Genomic DNA, 17,974 nt, shown 5'->3' with positions numbered 1-17,974 from the left:
GTCCCACTCGTTCGGCGTGATTGCCAAACGCGCTGTGATGCCGATTTTCGGATGTTAAGTGTCACGGGTGTGCGGCTTAATGGGGCCGTTTGAACCAGGCTTCGGCACTGGGCCGAGACAAGAGGATGACGATTGCCAGGCTCGCACCGAAGCCGAGGGGGCCCGGCGGATGTCCCTGTGGCGTGCTGCCGAGGCCCCACAGGATTCCGAAGCTCGCGACAACAATCGCGGCCACGCGCAGGCCGTTCCCGTTCACGGTGAAGCCGAAGGCGAAGATGGCCAGGAAGAAGGCAGGAAGGTAGCCCGCGATCAGCGCGCCGCACAACTCAGGTTTATCCATGGTGCCTGCGAGCACCGACAGCGCGACGCCGAGACCGCCGAACAGCCAGGAGATGATCCGCGCCCCTCTCACTGGTCCGGGCATCCTGGTGGGATGCTCCAGGACCCCACCGTCCGGCTGATGGTCGTGTGACGGCGTTACGTAGGCCGGGAGCGCTGCCGGCGAGCTGTCGCACTCGGTGGGATACGCCTCGTAGCCAGCGCTGTTGCTCGCGTCGTGGTTCTTGCTCAAGTCCACTGGGACTCCCCATCTTTCCCGTCCCAGCCGCTCCACGCGCTGGTTCTCTCAGTAGCGAACACTACAGCGCCGGGGGCTGCTGTCCCGACCCGCGAGAGCAGCTGCGGCTGGTCGCGGGCAGCTTGCTCGTCGCAGCGTGCAGGCCGGCCAGCCCAGCACGCGCACCTTCCAATCGTGACCCGAGCTGCCGGGTAGATCCTTTGGCATGAGCGCTTATCCCAGAACACATCTGGCATCGCCACCAAAGGCACGGCGGGCACGGTATCGGCCGGGAGATACATGTGGATCCGTTCGTGTCCAACGAGGGGGCGTCGGGCAGGGGTCCGCGTCTGGTGGTCGGCTCGGTGCTTGCGATCCAACCGGTCCTACCTTGGGCGCCACGCAGATCCGCACATTGGCAGACGAGTGGACAGCAGTGACGCTCGACGGCAGCAGGTCTGCCCTGTGGGAACACACCGTTGCCGTCACTTATGCCGGTCCGCGGATTCTCACGCCGTGGCCGCAGTCGCACCCGGCGGAAAGAAAAGCTCCAAGGCCGGGGTGCGGGCCGCAAACCGAATCGATCCTGTCGTCGTGGACCTCCACGCGGACGGGACCGACGTCGTGGCACGCGACTCATACTCCGCAGAACACGCGCCCTGACTTCAGCGAAGCACCGTTCACGCTCATGCGCATGCCGCGCTGACCGAATCGGCCACGCGTGGTACCGAAAGATCAACCGGCAGAGGGCCGTACGGTCACCGGGAGTGCGCGCTCATGCCGAATGTCGGATCCAGGCTCACGAATGAGCCGAGTAGCTGGTTACCAGCCGCCGCCGGCGAGCCACTCTGTCTGGAACTGCGACGCAGTGATCTCGGCTGCACTGACATTCGGATTCGCCGACAGCGTTGCGAGATCGACGAGGTCATCGTCGAGCCACGTGCGATCGGTCTGAACGAACCCACCGACACATTCTGTGCGGCCGTCTCGGAACTTCTGGACCTTCCGACACTCGAAACCTTCGTCGTCTACCTCACTGAAGATCTCATACCCTTCATCACCCGCAGCACTCGGGTTGGTGACCTTGAAGTACCGCATGCCGGGCTCATCCGGAGTGAAATCTTCTGCCGCGCTACTCCACCCGGAAGCGAACGGGCCCCAGTCGAGGGGGCGATAGCGTTCCGCGTTTTCCGGTAGCAGGTCTTGTATCCACTTCGGACGGGTCTCGGGGGGGTACGTGTGTGGTTTCGGGTCCGCGGCAGTGTAGAGATATCGGCTCGACTCCACCGGTCCGTACCCGAAGTGCGTGGTGACCTCGCCCCCGGCCTGGATGACCAGGTGCAGTGTAGACCAAGCCCCGCGATCGGATACCGATGCGTCATGCCAGAGGTCCCGAAGCGCGTGCGGGACACCGACCCGCAGGTCCAGCCAGCTCAGAAACGGACCGTCGGTGGTGGTGATGCCGATCTCGACCTCGAGTGCCCGGCCATCCTGCACGGTCCAGGTCAGCTCGATCTGCGTCCAGTCCAGACGCTCGCGATTCGCGTCGAGGACGTAGACCACCGCATCAGCGATCCTCTGGATGCGCTCCTGTTGATATTTCGCAACAGCACTCCGGTGATCAGCTTCGCTGATTTCTGGCTGCCGGCTTCGCGACCGCGCCGCGGGTTCGACATCCGAATCCTCCTGTGGCCGAACGTAACCGAAATGCGTTGTGACCTCGCCTTCGGAAGGGATGGTCAGGTGCAGCGTGAACCAGGTCCCTTCTTCGTGGGCATGCGTGAGATCGCGCAGCTGTATCAACTCGGGCGGGAAGCCGATCCGCTGATCCAGCCATCCGGGGAACGGGCCATCGGCGGTCTCGACACCGATCTCCAGGTCGCCATCGTCGCCTATCAAGGTCCAAGTCAGGTCGATCAGAGTCCACTCCAGCGCAACAGTGTTCACGACCATCTTGCTGCGGACGTTCTCGACGATCTGGTGCACCAACTCCTGTTGCCTGACAGAGACATTCGACGACGACGGATCAGTTGACATGCTTGCCTTTCTCGCGACCCGATCTCACCACGAGCGTCCTGAAAACGCACTAATCTGCTGCGGGGCGCTAGTCGGTTGGGTCACGGAGTGTCATGAACCTGCTTGACCCGATGCCGTTCATGATCGGGTCATGGCCAACGAAGCACCATACGAGAAAGCTTTCCTGTGACTCGCGGCGGTAGATGAAGATGGCGGTGTTGTCGCATCCTCAGATGGCGCCAACCGGGCTGATGTGGTCTGCGCCTGACGCCGACGCTCTTTCGAACGTCCGCCCATGCCGAATGCAGCGCATATGCCAGGTCTATCTCGGTTCGTCCACTGTGCATCCGACGATCGTGCGGCGGTGTGGAGCCCCGCTCCGACCACCTGCGAACCAGCAAGGTAGTAGTGTCAGCCGGTTGCGCTGTCTGTCGGGCGCGTTCGGAGTCGGGTGGGATGGTTGATGTGAACACGGATATCGTGAGCGCTGCTGAGCGGGCGGTGGCCCTGAGTAAGGCTCGTGATGGGCAGGTACTCGACTACTCGGAAGCCAGCCTCGCGATCGTGGAGGATCTGCTTGCCGAAATTTCCTCGTATGCAGCGGATATGACCGACACGGAGGTGCAGACCCTCGCCGAGTGCGTCGGGTGTTACGTCCTCGAGGTCGGCCGGCGGGCCCACGGCGGGCGATACGAATGGTTCGACCCGCGCGAGCAGCCGATCCTGGTCGTCGAAGGGCCGGATTTCCGCATCGCTATGATCACGTGGGAGCGGGTCCGCGGGCGGATCGAGGGTGATCCGGGGGACAACATCCCGTTCTTCTATGACGGCTTCGCCCAGCGGGTTCGGGCCGCTGAACCGGCGACGGATGCGCTGTACGTCTGACTTTCCGAGGCTGTTCGATACACAACCCCCCTCGGCCGATGGCGGCGAGCATTGCTTTGACCTCATGAACCCAGATTGAGTGCATGCATTGTGATGAAGAAGGCTGAGCCTGGTGAGCAGATCTCCCGTTCCGCTCGATGAGCGGCAGCCGATAGACAAGAACCTGGGTGGCCACGTGCTGCGCATCTCTACGGGGGCGAGACCCATGCTTTTCAATGCGTGGAATAGAGCAGGTTAGGAAACGGAATGAGTGAGATGAGTGCCATTGAATCCGTACTCGAGGAGGATTCTCTACCCGGCCGTGTCAAGCGTCAGCGTATCTTCGACCTGCTGAATGTACGGCCGCACCTCGGGGCGGAGGTCGCGGCACGCTACCTCGCCGAAACCGAGAACGAGGCCGGAGCCGACTATGTGGCCCAGTACCTCGCCCTGATCCCCGGAATGACGGCCGAGAAGACCCGCGCCGCTGAGCGCCTGCGACGTTCGCAGGCCCTGACGGGGGCCGCGTCGTGGCTCGTTCCCTGGCTCCCGGATGACCTCCTCGACGCCTTCATCACCGACTATCTGACGGCCTCCGAACCCAGCGAATCACCAGCTCGCAGTGTCGTCTACTGCATCGGGCTGTTCCATCCACAGCTCCTGCGCCCCTATGGGAATCGACTCGAGCCACTGATGGTCCGTGCCCTGTTGTCCGGCGGGCCGGACGAATTGGCCGATGCCTTCCTCGAACTCTGGGAACAGACCCATACCCTCCCGAAGTTGGAAGCTCTCGCATTGATCCGCACGGACCACGCTCGCGAACTCGTGCGAAGCGCCCGCGACACCGTCGACGAACCCAGTGACTGGACCCTATTGATGCAACTGGCCGGCACACTACCGGGCACCGGTCAGCCTTCCGGATTCTGGCCCGCCTGCATGGGTTTCATCGCCGACCGACAGCAAAGCCCGCACACCGTCGGCGGCCTGTTCCACGGCGAGGTACCGGTGTGTCTCGCATGTGGGACACCGGCCGAGCAGGTACTCAAACTCGCCTCAGACTCACTCCCTTTCGCATTGAAAAACGACCCCTCCTTCTTCTGGTACACCTGCGGCTGCTACTCATTGGAATCGACCACCCTGCGCATCACACCTGAAGGCACGCACGTCTATTACGGTCCGTCCGCGCCCGCCACTGACAGCACCGCCATGGTGCCCGGCGGGGAACGCTCACTCGTGTTGGAACACCACCCCAACCAGACCGGTATCAGCGACGAGTCGACCGACGAAAGCAATCAACATCAAGTCGGCGGGCTCCCCAACTGGATCACTGTCGACCGGCATCCACGCTGCCCCGAATGCGGCAACTACATGCCTTTCCTCGCCTCGATCGGGGGCAACCTCACGCCCTTCGGCAACCTGGCGTTTGACGGCACACTCTACTGTTTCTGGTGCGACGACTGCTGCGTCTCCAGTACCAAATACCAATCCTGAAGAAAACTCGTGAATAGAGGGCGTGCTGACCGAAAGCTGCTGGACCGAAAATCGGAATGGAATTCCGAACGCATGAGGAGATGATAAGTGGCTGACATACTGCGGCAGCAAGAGTTTATCGGTGAAGTCGTTGAGAATTTGCGGGGTATTGCGCCATCGGGCTGGCTTGAAATAGGTGCAACATTCAGAGCTGCCGGAACAGTGGTCGGTCTGGAGGTTGCGATAGAAACTCCTGGTGGCGCCTAATGACCGAGTGGTTACTCGCCATGGGAAACCTACGCACAACGACCTACTTCGGGCGAGGGAAATTCAGTCCGATTTGGAAATGCTTATCGACTTGCTCGAAGAAATTCCTGAGTCGGTCGGATTGGCATTCGATACCGCAATGCGGTCAATGCAATACCGTTGCTGGAACTATCGGGATGTAGAAGAAAATGCACCATTGGTCGGCTTGACTGGCCGAATCAAAGACGAGGTTGCGGCTGACGCTGCAAAGCGTCGAAGTGACCGAACCTATCGTCCATTATGGCAGTTACTCGGCGCTGGACCAAGTCCAGAACTGTGCAGCCCCACTCCGCGCGGGAGCTATAGTATGGAGCATTTACCTCCTATGTAGTTGAATAGAATCTACGGCAAGCAGAGGGCGCATGGAAAATAAGGATGAGAAAGTCGCAATCTGGGAAGAGGATAGACGTGAGGAATTAAAGTTCCTGCAGGATTCGTTGGATGCCAGTCATATCGACATGGACACCGACCCGCTATCTTTTCTTGCTATACTCGATCATTTCGTCTCTGTGCAAAATTTTGAGGAGTTAACTCCCGATCAATGGATTTGACTTCACGTGGCTCTAGCAGCCTATGTGTCGCAGGTTATCCTTATTGAATACGAGTCACGCTGGGATCTGATAAACGATGAGCGTGGTCCAAATTACGTTCTAATAGTAAAAGGTGGTGATGGCAACGACCATGCCATTTCTCCGATGGACATTGTGTATAACGATTTTAAGATATCAACCCCGCCTGAGGTGGGAAGAATGATTGCTGCTGCGGAGGTGTCTGCTGGTTGTCGCTCTGGAATCCTGGGGGGATCGTGGTTAGTGCCTGGTGAGGCGTCTCTTGTGGGACGAATATAGCTCCGGACACGAAGAACCTCGGAAGGTTCGAGAAGCTCATGCCGGGGAAATGCACGAAAGGTAGCTGCCGTAAATGGTTGTCGTCGACTCTCCTCGAAGGATTTCCGAGCCGGATCGGGCCTACTCCGCCGAACTGCGGACACTGGACCCCGCCGAAGTCGAGCCGTCGGCTGTATGCCGAGCGCGGTGCGGAGACGACTGATTGGGATTGGTGATGAGTAGGTTTGCTGAAGTTATCGTACTGGCACGGCGAGCTGAGGATGTGATGGCTCCGCTTACGACCTCCGATCCTTCCCGTGCATGGCCGCAACCTTTTATCGAGATCGACGATGCGATATTCTCAGGTGCGGGATTTGAGTTCGGATCTGATGAATGCTACATGTGGATAAATCAGTTCTATAGAAATAATTGGGGCGGGCTGCTGGCGTATCTTGAATCGTTGCCGTGGCCGCGTCCAGAAACGGTTCAGGTGCTCATTCATGATGAGGGCGATGACTGCTTCGGTCTCTGGATGATTTACGACGGAAAACTCACAGAGGTTCCTCTGCCGAGGACTTGTCGAGAAGAATATGCGAGCTCGATTACGGGAGTTCTGTTCAGGGAGGATCGAGCGCCGGAGTGATAGGACTAGGAGAAAGGTGTTTTACTGATGCCTGAACGGGTAGCCTTTGCTGATATCGAGACGGCTCTGACCGGTTTTCTGAAACTGAGACTACAGGCGGTTTCTGATGCCGCCCAGGTGATGGTCAGAGTCCCTGATCCGCGGCCCGCGCGGATGGTGCGGGCTGCCCGCAATGATCGTAAGGCGCGGTTGGGTATGGAGGATCGGGAGGGGCGCCGTGGTGCTTACCTGATTCTGGATCGGCCTCGGGTGGTGTTCGAATGTACCGATGATGCCGGTGGTGCCGCGGAACTAGCGGCCAAGGTGCACGACATCGTGAATGCTGCGGCGCCGGGCGACATCGGCACCGTCTGGTGCGACCACGTCGAGGATGCCGGCGAAGAGAACGATACCGATCCGGTGACTGCCGCTCCGCAGTACACGATCGTCACCGATTTGATTGTGCGGGGCACTGTTCTCGCCTGACTGCGTGTTCGTGGCAGTTACAACTGAATATCCAATCCCTAGGGCCTGCGCAAATCCCAAGGGAGATAACTAAAATGGCTCTGCCTTCCAGCAAGTACATTGGCGCCGGCACCCCGAACCTCGCGGTTACCGGCGGTGTTCTGGTGGCTCCGCTGGCTACCGCGCTGCCGACTGGTGCGGCCGGGACTATCGATCCTGCGTTCAAGGCGCTGGGTTATGTGTCCGAGGACGGCATCGAATCGATGGGTGAGCGCAAGATCGAGTCCGTTAGGACTGGAACGCCGATATCATCGCGCAGCTGCAGACCGAGCACTCGGTGCGTTTCGGTCTGACCCTGTACGCGGTGTGGGACAAGGACGTGCTGAGCGAGGTCTTCGGCGCGGACAACGTCGTTCCGACCGCTGCCACCTCCACCTCCGGTGCGCTGTACCAGGTCAAGGAGACCGGTACGCCTTTGCCGCGTCGCTCGTGGATCTTCGACATGGTCACCGGGGACAAGAAGCTGCGCATCGTGCTGCCGAACGCCGAGATCAGCTCGGTCACCGAGAAGAAGTTCGTGTCGAACGCCCTGGCCGGCTTCACCGTCACCGTCGAGGCCTTCCAGGACGACGCCGGTGTGAAGGCGTACCGCTACCTGCACGACGGCATCAGGGCCGCCTGATGCCGACGGTATTCACCGTCGAACACCACGACAGGGTTCAGCCCCGAGCTACTCGGGGCTGAACCCTGCCCTCTGACGGCCTCGAGCCGTCCTGCAAAGCCCCAACGGCGGCGGTCATTCCAAAACCTATGCGTAGGCCCGCCGCCGCCGTTGGGCCTTCAACTGCACTAACCACAACAACGGTTGGTGCCTGCCACGGGGTCGAGACGGTGAGGGTCATCGTTCTCGGTTGCGTGTGCGGGCGAAGCGGAGGCGTGGCTGTGGCAGCCGGTGAGTAGGTCGCCGATGAACAGGGCGAGGTGTCACAGCTGCCGAGCGTGAACTTGGCAGATCTCCAGGCATGGTGCGCGAGGGGGGACTTGAACCCCCACGTCCGAGGACACTGGAACCTAAATCCAGCGCGTCTGCCAATTCCGCCACTCGCGCGTGATGGTACGACCGTCCAAACTCTACCGGCCCGGCGGCGGATCGCGAAGCCGTGCGGGGTGTCGTGTACCCACGGGTAACACGAACTGGGATTATAACGATTTGGCAACTCCCAATATGAGGAGCCCTCAACTTTCCGACTTCCGAGTAACCCTGCCACCTGGGGGTTCAAACATGAGGGAGGGTCATGTTTGGGGCCATTCTTGTACGTACGTACCGAAATACTCGACGGTAGGGTTGCGGGGGTCGGAGAACGTGAGGCTTTCCTCATGATTTTGTGCGAACCTGAGGCTTCGTCAGGTCCTCAGGGGTGAGGGACGCCTGTGCACGCAAGAGCGGGCCCCGCGGGGCGGGCCGCCACGAGAAGGAAGTCGATACGTCTTGACGATCAACGAACGCACCGGGACCGGAACGAACGCGAAGGTCGTTGAGGGAGTTTCGGATACGGGTATCAAGTCGTCGCTGCTGGATCGCCTGCTCAGTGGTGAGAAGTACGCGCTGGCCTTCGGGGGCCAGGGTGCGCAGTGGCTGCGGGAGCTCGAGGAGATCGGCCGCGACAGCGCGCTCGAGCCCGAGCTGACCGCGCTCGTGCGCGAGGCCGATGCGCGGCTGGAACCGGTGGCGGCACAGCTGCTGGTGGTCCGGCCCGTCGGCTTCGACCCCATCGCGTGGATGCTCGAGGACGAGCTCGCCGACGGTGAGGAAGGGGAGGAGTCGGCGGCGCCGTCCGCGCAGGCGCTGCGCTCCGCCGCGGTGTCGATGCCGGGTGTCTTCCTCGCACAGGTCGCCGCGCTGCGGGCACTGCGGATGCAGGGGCTGGATCCGGCCGAGCACGCGCCGACCGGCATCGTCGGCCATTCCCAGGGACTGCTCGCCGCCGAGGCCGCGACCGCGCACGGTGCGCGCGACGCGGAACTGCTCGCGCTGGCCCAATTGATCGGCGCGGCGGCCACACTGGTCGCACGCCGGCGCGGTCTCATTCCGGTCGGCGACAAATCGCCGATGGTCGCGGTGTCCAATGTCGACCCCGACGAGCTGCGCGCGGTCGTGGCCGAGGTGTCGGAGGGCGTGGATCCGAATGTCGCCGCGGTGGTGTCGATTCGTAACGGCCGCCGGCGCGCGGTCCTGTCCGGCGCCGTGGCGCAGCTGGAACGGGTGCGGCAGCGCTGCGCCGAGATCAACGCCGAACAGAGCCGCGATCGTGACGCCAAGAAGCGCGGTGGCGCGGTGTTCGCCCCGGTCTTCGAGGACGTCCAGGTAGAGGTCGCGTTCCATCACCCCGCGCTGACCGAGACCGTCGAGCTGGTGTCGACGTGGGCCGCACAGTGTGAGATCGACACCGACCTCGCCGCGCAGCTGGCCCGCAGCATTCTGGTCGACCCGGTGGACTGGGTGCAGGCGGTCGACGACACCGTTTCCGGTGGGGCCCAATGGATTCTGGATATCGGCCCCGGTGATCTGCTGAGCCGTCTGACCCAGGGCTCGCTCAAGGGTACGGGCGTCGGCATCGTCGCGGCCGCCACCCGCCCCGGACAGCGCAGCCTCTTCACCCCCGGCGCGGCCCCGCAGGTCGCACCGGCGTGGGAAGCCTTCGCGCCCAAGCCGATTCGACTTCCCAACGGCCGCATCGTGGTCGAAACCTCGTTCACCCGCCTGACCGGCCGGTCGCCGATCCTGCTGGCCGGTATGACCCCGACCACGGTCGACGCGAAAATCGTTGCCGCCGCGGCGAATGCGGGCCACTGGGCCGAGCTGGCCGGTGGCGGTCAGGTGACCGAGCAGATCTTCGCCGATCGGGTCGCCGAGCTGAAGACCCTGCTGCAGCCGGGCCGGGCCGTGCAGTTCAACTCGCTGTTCCTCGACCCGTACCTGTGGAAGTTGCAGCTGGGCGGTAAGCGACTGGTGCAGCGCTCGCGCACGGCCGGCGCCCCGTTCGACGGTGTGGTCGTGACCGCCGGCATCCCCGAACTCGACGAGGCCGTGGCGCTGATCGCCGAGCTGACCGAGGCCGGTATCGCTCACGTCGCGTTCAAGCCCGGCACCGTCGCGCAGATCCGCGCGGTGCTGCGCATCGCCGACGAGGTGCCGGACTACCCGGTGATCATGCACATCGAGGGCGGCCGCGCGGGTGGTCACCACTCCTGGGAGGACCTCGACGACCTGCTGCTCGAGACCTACGCCGAACTGCGCAACCGCGAGAATGTCGTGGTCTGCGTCGGCGGCGGCATCGGCACCCCGGAGCGGGCCACCGAATACCTGACCGGCGAATGGTCGGTCTCCCATGGCTACCCGAAGATGCCGCTGGACGGCGTGCTGGTCGGCACCGCGGCCATGGCCACCCTGGAGGCCACCACCGCACCCGAGGTCAAGCAGCTGCTGGTCGACACCCCCGGTACCCCCGACTGGGTCGCCGCCGGGACCGCGACCGGTGGAATGGCTTCCGGCCGTAGCCAATTGGGCGCCGACATCCACGAGATCGACAACTCCGCCTCGCGCACCGGCCGCCTGCTCGACGAGGTCGCGGGCGACGCCGAGGCCGTGGCCGCGCGCCGCGACGAGATCATCGAGGCGCTCGATCACACCGCCAAGCCGTACTTCGGCGACGTCGCGACCATGACCTACCTGCGCTGGCTGGAACGCTATGTGGAACTGGCCGCACTGCTGCCGGAACATCCGCGCGCCGGTCGCGACGGCTTCGACTGCGGCACCGACCTCGGTGACGCCATCGCCGACGCCACTCGCTCGGTGTGGGCCGACATCACCTGGCGGGATCGGTTCGCCGAGATGGTGCGCCGCGTCGAGGGCCGCCTCAACCCCGCCGACCGCGGCCGCATCCCGACCCTGTTCGACGACGACAGCATCTTCGAGCGCCCGGTCCACGTGATCTGCACGCTGAAGGAGCAGTACCCGGCCGCCGCCGAGACCGTCCTGCACCCGGCCGATGCGCCGTTCTTCGTCTCGCTGTGCAAGACCCCCGGCAAGCCGGTCAACTTCGTGCCGGTCGTCGATGCCGATGTGCGCCGCTGGTGGCGCTCGGACTCGCTGTGGCAGGCCCACGACCCGCGCTACACCGCCGACCAGGTGTGCGTGATCCCCGGAACGGTGTCGGTCGCCGGCATCACCCGCGTCGACGAGCCGGTCGGTGAACTGCTCGACCGTTTCGAACAGGACACCGCCTATACGCTGATCCGCGGCGGCGTCACCCCCGCCGCCGTCGACGGCCGCCGCCGGGCCGACATCGGTTCGGGCGCCATCGATATCGTGTTGGCCGCGCCCGACGTGCAGTGGGCCGGACGCACCACCACCAACCCGGTGCACCGGCTCGGCGAGCTGCACGAGTGGACCGTCGACACCCAGGGCGCGCTGCACCGGCCGACCGGCGCCACACTGGTTCCCGCGACCGGACCGGACGCCGACAACGCCTACGTCGAACTGACGGTCCCGCTGTCGCCCGCGAACGAGGTTCGGATCCGCATCACCGTGCCGGGCTCGGTCTACAACGGTGGCGCCCCGGTGGTGACCGAAGCCGACGCCGAGACCGCGATGTCGGCCCTGCTGGCCGTGGCCGCCGGGCAGGCGCTGCCGGAGATCAAGTCCGCCAACGGAACTCATGTCGCGCATGTGAATCTGGCGTGGACGCCCGATATGGTCGCCGACCACGCCGGTGTGACCGGCTCGGGTCTGCCGGAGGGCCTCAGCACCATCGGCCGCCGGGTACCCGACGTGCTCGTCGGTGCCTGCTGGCCGGCTGTCTTCGCCGTGCTCGGCGCGAGCCGTGCCGAGGGCGAAAACGGAAGCGTCAGCAGTGTTATCGAGGGCATGCTGGATCTGGTGCACCTGGACCACCAGGTCGACCTGGTGCGCGAACTGCCCAGCGATCCGGCCGTGCTCAGCGTGCGCGCGGAATCCGCGTCGGTGATCGACACCGACCTGGGCCGCGTCGTCGAGGTACGGGTCACCGTCGGCGTCATGCGCGATCACGGTCTGGAGACCCCGACCGTCGCAACGCTGGTGGAACGCTTCGCGATTCGTGGTCGCAACGGCTCCGGCGAGCTCACCGATCCGCCCCGCGCGGCCGGGACCGTGTCCGAGGAGGCGACCGAAACCCCGCGCCGCCGCCGTCGCGACGTCACGCTCACCGCGCCGCGGGCCATGGCCGCCTTCGCCGAAGTCTCCGGCGACCACAACCCGATCCACACCAGCGATGCCGCCGCCAAACTCGCGGGCCTGGGCAGCCCGATCGTGCACGGCATGTGGCTGTCGGCCGCGGCCCAGCACGCGGTCTCGGCGGTGGATCCCGAATCTCCGCTGCCCGCACGCACTGTCACCGCTTGGACCACCCGTTTCCTCGGCATGGTCCGGCCGGGTGCGCAGATCGATGTGCGCGTCGAGCGGATCGCCGTCGACCGCGGCTGCGAGATCGTCGAGGTGTCCTGCCGGACCGGCGGTGACCTGGTGATGACCGCGACCGCCCGGCTCGCGGCCCCCAAGACCGTCTACGCCTTCCCCGGTCAGGGCATCCAGACCAAGGGGATGGGACTGGACGCCCGGTCGCGGTCGAAGGCGGCCAAGCAGGTGTGGGATCGCGCCGACAAGCACACCCGGGAAGCCCTGGGCTTCTCGATCCTCGCCGTGGTGCGCGACAACCCGACCTATCTGAAGGCCCGCGGCGTGGAATACCGCCACCCGCAGGGTGTTCTGCATCTGACCCAGTTCACGCAGGTCGCGATGGCCACCCTCGGTGTGGCCCAGGTCGCCGAACTGCGTGAGGCCGGTGCGTTCGTCGAGGGCGCGATGCTGGCGGGTCACTCCGTCGGTGAGTACAACGCGCTGGCCGCGGTGGCCGGTGTGCTTCCGCTGGAAGCCGTGCTCGAGGTCGTGTTCCAGCGCGGCTCGGCCATGCACGAGCTGGTGCCCCGGGATGCGCAGGGCCGCAGTGACTATCGGATGGCCGCCATCCGTCCGTCGCAGATCGGGCTGCCCGACGCCGAGGTGATCGACTTCGTCGCCGGTGTCGGCGAGCGCGCCGGGGAATTCCTCGAGGTGGTGAACCTGAACCTGCGCGGTTCGCAGTACGCGATCGCGGGTACGGTCGCCGGGCTCGAGGAGCTGGAAGCCGAAATCGAGCGTCGCCGTGCCGAATTCGGCGGCAAGCGCGCCTTCGTGCTGGTGCCGGGTATCGACGTGCCGTTCCACTCGACGGTGCTGCGCAAGGGTGTGCCGGAGTTCCGCAACAAGCTCGAGGACCTGCTGCCGGAGAATCTGCATCCGGAAGTCCTTGCCGGACGCTACATTCCGAACCTGGTGCCGCGGCCGTTCTCGCTGGAGCGCGATTTCATCGCCGAGATCGCCGGCTATGTGCCGTCGGAGCCGCTGAACTCGGTGCTCGACGACTTCGAGTCGTGGGCCGCGCGTCCGGAGGAACTGTGCCGGGTGGTGCTGATCGAGCTGCTGGCCTGGCAGTTCGCCAGCCCGGTGCGCTGGATCGAGACCCAGGATCTGCTGTTCACCGACACCGGACGCGGTGGCCTCGGCGTGGAGCGGTTCGTCGAGATCGGCCTGGCGGCGACGCCGACCGTGGCGAATCTGGCGGGCAACACCCTGAAGCTGCCGCAGTACGCCGCCACCAAGGTCGAGGTGCTCAACATCGAGCGCGAGGCCGGCGTGGTGTACTCCACCGATACCGATCCGGCGCCGGTGGACGAGCCGGAAGAGACTGTGGCCGACGCGGTTCCGGCCGCGACGGCCGCCGCGGCCGCCCCGGCGCCGGCTCCGGTCGCCGCCTCCGGTGGTCCCCGCCCCGACGACATCACCTTCACCGCCGCCGACGCGACCCGCGTGCTGATCGCGCTGTGGACCAAGCTGCGGCTGGACCAGATCGGTCCCGTGGACACCATCGAGGCGCTGTGCGACGGTGTGTCCTCGCGACGCAACCAGCTGCTGGTCGACCTCGGTTCCGAGCTGTCGCTGGGCGCGATCGACGGCGCCGCCGATGCCGATATGGGCGCGCTGTCGGCCACCGTCGACCGGCTGGCCCGCACCTACAAGCCGTTCGGCTCGGTGCTGTCCGACGCCATCGGCGACCACCTGCGCAAGGTGTTCGGTCCCTCGGGTAAGCGCCCGGCGGCGATCACCGATCGGGTCAAGAAGGTGTGGCAGCTCGGCGACGGCTGGGCCCACCACGTCACCGCCGAGGTGTCGCTGGGCACCCGCGAGGGCGCCAGCGTGCGCGGCGGGGATCTCGGTGGCCTGGTCTCCGGGGCGTTGAGCGACGGCGCTTCGGTGGATGCCGCGATCGACGCTGCCGTGCAGGCCGTGGCCGCGCGTCGCGGAATCAGCGTCGCGCTGCCAACCGCCGGTGGTGGCGGTGGCGCCACGGTCGACGCGGCCGCGCTCGGTGAATTCACCGAGCAGATCACCGGCCGCGACGGTGTGCTGGCGACCGCCGCCCGGGTGGTGCTCGAGCAACTGGGCCTCACCGATCAGGTGTCGGCGCCGGAGACGAGCGACGAATCGCTGGTCGACCTGGTCTCGGCCGAATTGGGTTCGGACTGGCCGCGTTTGGTGGCTCCGGCCTTCGACGCGCGCAAGGCCGTGCTGATCGACGACCGCTGGGCCACCGCCCGCGAGGATCTGGCCACTCTGTGGCTGGGTGGCTCGGGCGAGGACACGGTCGACAGCTTCGTCGGAGCTGGTAAAGCCGTTGCGGAACAGGCGCAGTGGTGGCGCAAACTCGCTATGGGCGAGGCGCGTTCGGTGCTGGCACGTACCTATGAGCGGATCGCCGAGGCGGCCCTGAGCACCGACGAGGGTGTCTGGTCCTCCGACACCGCGGTGATCACGGGCGCGAGCAAGGGGTCCATCGCGGCCTCGATCGCGGGCCGGCTGCTCGCCGGGGGTGCGACCGTCATCCTCACCACGTCCAAGCTCGACGACGACCGCCTCGCCTTCTACAAGCAGCTCTACCGCGAGCACGCTCGCGCGGGAGCCGCGCTGTGGGTGGTGCCGGCGAATATGGCCTCCTACTCCGATATCGACGCTCTGATCGACTGGGTCGGCAACGAGCAGACCGACAACGCCGGTGGCGCGAAGGTGCTCGTGAAGCCCGCGATGACCCCGACGCTGCTGCTGCCGTTCGCCGCCCCGCGGGTGGCCGGCGATCTGGCCGATGCCGGGGCGCGCGCCGAAATGGAGATGCGGGTCCTGCTGTGGTCGGTGGAGCGCCTGATCGGCGGTCTGTCCGCCCTCGGCGCCGACCACGACGTGGACGCGAAACTGCATGTGGTGCTTCCGGGTTCGCCCAACCGCGGCATGTTCGGCGGCGACGGCGCCTACGGCGAGTCGAAGGCCGCGCTGGACGCGGTGATCGCCAAGTGGCGGGTGGAGAAGTCGTGGGCGCAGCGGGTCACCATGGTGCACGCGATGATCGGCTGGGTGCGCGGCACCGGCCTGATGGGTCATAACGATCCGCTGGTCGCGGCCGTGGAGAAGGCCGGCGTGCACACCTGGTCCACGCAGGAGATGGCCGACGAACTGCTCAAGTGGTGCACGTCGCGGGCTCGCGCCGTCACCGCCACCGGTCCGCAGCAGATCGACCTCACCGGCGGTCTGGCCGGGGCGAAGCTGGACCTGTCCGCGCTGGCCGACGATGTCGAGCGGGAGCCGGAGGCGGTAGCCGACGACGAGCGCGCGACGGTCCCCGCGCTGCCGGTGCCGCCGACGCTCACCTCGGCGCTGCCGACTCCCGAATGGGGCGCCGTCACCGCCGATCTCGCCGATATGGTCGTAATCATCGGCGCCGGTGAACTCGGACCCTGCGGTTCCGCGCGCACGCGCTTCGAGATGGAGGTCGCCGACGAACTGTCCGCGGCCGGCGTCCTGGAACTGGCGTGGACCACCGGTCTGGTGACCTGGGAGAACGACCCGAAGCCGGGCTGGTACGACGTCGAAAGCGGCGAATACGTCGAGGAATCGGAGCTGGCCGAGCGTTACCACGACGCCGTGGTGCAGCGCTGCGGTATCCGCCGCTACGGCGACGACGGCTCCATGATCGACAACGCCGCGCCGCTGCTCACCTCGGTCTTCCTCGACCGAGATCTGAGCTTCGTGGTCAACAGTGAGGCCGAGGCCCGCGCGTTCTACGCCGCCGACCCCGAGCACACCGTGATCAGCCCCGTCGCCGATTCGAGCGACTGGCAGGTGATTCGCCAGGCGGGCACCGAGATTCGGGTGCCGCGCAAGGCGAAGCTGTCGCGCACCGTCGGCGGTCAGATCCCCGAGGGCTGGGACCCGACCCGCTGGGGCATCTCGCCGGATATGGCGAGTTCGGTGGACCGGGTGGCGCTGTGGAACATCGTCTGCACCGTGGACGCGTTCCTGTCCAGCGGCTTCAGCCCCGCCGAGCTGATGAGCTGGGTGCACCCGGCGATGGTGACCAACACCCAGGGCACCGGTATGGGCGGCATGTCCTCGATGCGCTCGCTCTACATCGACAACCTACTCGGTGAGCCGCGGGCCAACGACATCCTGCAGGAGGCGTTGCCGAACGTCGCACTGGCGCATGTGGTTCAGTCCTACGTCGGCAGCTACGGCGGCATGATCCACCCGGTCGCGGCGTGTGCGACCGCGGCGGTGTCGGTCGAGGAGGGTGTCGACAAGATCCGTCTCGGCAAGGCCGAGGTCGTGGTCGCCGGTGGTTACGACGATCTCGGCATCGAGGGCATCGTCGGCTTCGGTGACATGTCGGCGACCGCGGATTCGGCGGCCATGAGCGCCAAGGGCATCAGCGACCGCTACTTCTCCCGGGCCAACGACCGGCGTCGCGGCGGATTCGTCGAATCCCAGGGTGGTGGAACGGTTCTGCTGGCCCGCGGTGACATCGCCGCGGAGTTCGGCCTGCCGGTGCTCGGTGTGGTCGCGTTCGCGCAGTCCTTCGCCGACGGCGTGCACACCTCGATTCCGGCGCCCGGACTGGGCGCGCTGGGCGCGGGCCGCGGCGGTGCGGAATCGCGGCTGGCCGCCGACCTGCGCAAGCTCGGGGTGACCCCGGACGAGATCGCGGTGATCTCCAAGCACGACACCTCCACCGCAGCCAACGATCCCAACGAATCGGAGCTGCACGAGCGGCTGGCCGGCGCGCTGGGGCGTTCCGAAGGCGCACCGATGTTCGTGATTTCGCAGAAGTCGCTGACCGGTCACGCCAAGGGCGGTGCGGCCGCGTTCCAGCTGATCGGGCTGTGCCAGGTGCTGGAGCAGGGTGTGATTCCGCCGAACCGCAGCCTCGATTGCGTCGACGAGAAGATGGCCGAGTATCCGCATCTGGTGTGGCCGCGGCAGCCGCTGCGGTTCGGGGATCGGTTCGCGCTCAAGGCCGGTCTGGTGACCTCGCTCGGGTTCGGGCACGTGTCGGGCCTGCTGGCGGTCGTGCATCCGCAGGCCTTCGTCGCGGCGCTCGATCCGCAGCGGCGCGACGACTACCTGCGCCGCGCCGAGGAACGGCGGCTCGCCGGCCGTCAGCGTCTGGTCGAGGCCATGTGCGGTGGTGAACCGCTCTACGAGCGGCCCGCCGACCGCCGTCTCGGTGGCGACGGCACTCCCGCCAAGCAGATCCGTCAGCTCGAGGCCGACGTGCTGCTCTCGGCGGAGGCCCGCCTGGGCGCCGAGGGGCTGTATCTGGCCCACGGTTCCTGCGGCACAGGCGAACTGGCCGGTAACCGGGAGGCCGAGAAGTAGGGAGATCG

Annotated in this window: 10 protein-coding genes, 1 tRNA gene and 1 pseudogene; 9 read left to right on the top strand and 3 right to left on the bottom strand. The window is 65.6% G+C overall.

From position 1 onward, the window contains the following. Positions 1–76 precede the first annotated feature (76 nt). A complete protein-coding gene (locus IRT45_RS05085; protein WP_194804683.1) occupies positions 77–577 on the bottom strand; it encodes a hypothetical protein in 501 nt (166 codons plus the stop codon). A 248-nt stretch (positions 578–825) separates the two neighbouring features. Between IRT45_RS05085 and IRT45_RS36650 the strand changes: the two are divergent. Continuing rightward, positions 826–1,079, top strand: a pseudogene (locus IRT45_RS36650) (M24 family metallopeptidase); the annotation flags it as partial. A 299-nt stretch (positions 1,080–1,378) separates the two neighbouring features. On the opposite strand, the gene IRT45_RS05075 reads toward IRT45_RS36650, so the two are convergent. Beyond that, positions 1,379–2,542: a DUF6881 domain-containing protein gene (locus IRT45_RS05075; protein ID WP_194804682.1), complete on the bottom strand. Its 1,164-nt coding sequence runs from the start codon at positions 2,540–2,542 to the stop codon at positions 1,379–1,381. A 495-nt stretch (positions 2,543–3,037) separates the two neighbouring features. Between IRT45_RS05075 and IRT45_RS05070 the strand changes: the two genes are divergently transcribed. The 7 genes from IRT45_RS05070 (at position 3,038) to IRT45_RS05040 (ending at position 7,808) form a co-directional block, all read left to right on the top strand. After that, positions 3,038–3,457, top strand: a complete 420-nt coding sequence (locus tag IRT45_RS05070; RefSeq protein WP_228533549.1) for a hypothetical protein — start codon at positions 3,038–3,040, stop codon at positions 3,455–3,457. A gap of 246 nt (positions 3,458–3,703) precedes the next feature. Continuing rightward, a complete protein-coding gene (locus IRT45_RS05065; protein ID WP_194804680.1) occupies positions 3,704–4,927 on the top strand; it encodes a hypothetical protein in 1,224 nt (407 codons plus the stop codon). Positions 4,928–5,014: 87 nt separating this feature from the next. Further along, on the top strand, positions 5,015–5,173 hold the full coding sequence (locus IRT45_RS05060) for a hypothetical protein (RefSeq protein WP_194804679.1): 159 nt from the start codon (positions 5,015–5,017) through the stop codon (positions 5,171–5,173). A 401-nt stretch (positions 5,174–5,574) separates the two neighbouring features. Next, a complete protein-coding gene (locus IRT45_RS05055; protein ID WP_194804678.1) occupies positions 5,575–5,763 on the top strand; it encodes a hypothetical protein in 189 nt (62 codons plus the stop codon). A 511-nt stretch (positions 5,764–6,274) separates the two neighbouring features. After that, the gene (locus IRT45_RS05050; protein ID WP_106954897.1) at positions 6,275–6,682 is read left to right on the top strand and encodes a hypothetical protein; all 408 of its coding nucleotides are present in this window, start codon (positions 6,275–6,277) and stop codon (positions 6,680–6,682) included. A 27-nt stretch (positions 6,683–6,709) separates the two neighbouring features. Next, positions 6,710–7,147, top strand: a complete 438-nt coding sequence (locus tag IRT45_RS05045; RefSeq protein WP_194804677.1) for a hypothetical protein — start codon at positions 6,710–6,712, stop codon at positions 7,145–7,147. 316 nt (positions 7,148–7,463) lie between these two features. After that, on the top strand, positions 7,464–7,808 hold the full coding sequence (locus IRT45_RS05040; RefSeq protein ID WP_194804676.1) for a hypothetical protein: 345 nt from the start codon (positions 7,464–7,466) through the stop codon (positions 7,806–7,808). A gap of 341 nt (positions 7,809–8,149) precedes the next feature. On the opposite strand, the gene IRT45_RS05035 is transcribed toward IRT45_RS05040, so the two are convergent. Further along, a tRNA-Leu gene (locus IRT45_RS05035) sits at positions 8,150–8,234 on the bottom strand. Positions 8,235–8,615: 381 nt separating this feature from the next. Between IRT45_RS05035 and IRT45_RS05030 the strand changes: the two genes are divergently transcribed. Further along, positions 8,616–17,966 carry a type I polyketide synthase gene (locus tag IRT45_RS05030; protein WP_194804675.1) on the top strand — a complete coding sequence of 3,117 codons (9,351 nt, stop codon included), beginning with the start codon at positions 8,616–8,618 and terminating at the stop codon, positions 17,964–17,966. Positions 17,967–17,974 lie beyond the last annotated feature (8 nt).

It is taken from the genome of Nocardia sp. BSTN01 (assembly GCF_015354405.1).
In the GTDB taxonomy this organism is placed as follows: Bacteria; Actinomycetota; Actinomycetes; order Mycobacteriales; family Mycobacteriaceae; genus Nocardia.
The sequence above is the reverse complement of the archived record's forward strand: the minus strand, read 5'-3'. Positions and strand labels throughout refer to the sequence as shown.

Coding starts and splice junctions, on each gene's coding strand:
- IRT45_RS05065 (WP_194804680.1), top strand. CDS start 3,704: ATGAGTGAGATGAGTGCCATTGAATCCGTACTCGAGGAGGATTCTCTA.
- IRT45_RS05055 (WP_194804678.1), top strand. CDS start 5,575: ATGGAAAATAAGGATGAGAAAGTCGCAATCTGGGAAGAGGATAGACGT.
- IRT45_RS05050 (WP_106954897.1), top strand. CDS start 6,275: ATGAGTAGGTTTGCTGAAGTTATCGTACTGGCACGGCGAGCTGAGGAT.
- IRT45_RS05045 (WP_194804677.1), top strand. CDS start 6,710: ATGCCTGAACGGGTAGCCTTTGCTGATATCGAGACGGCTCTGACCGGT.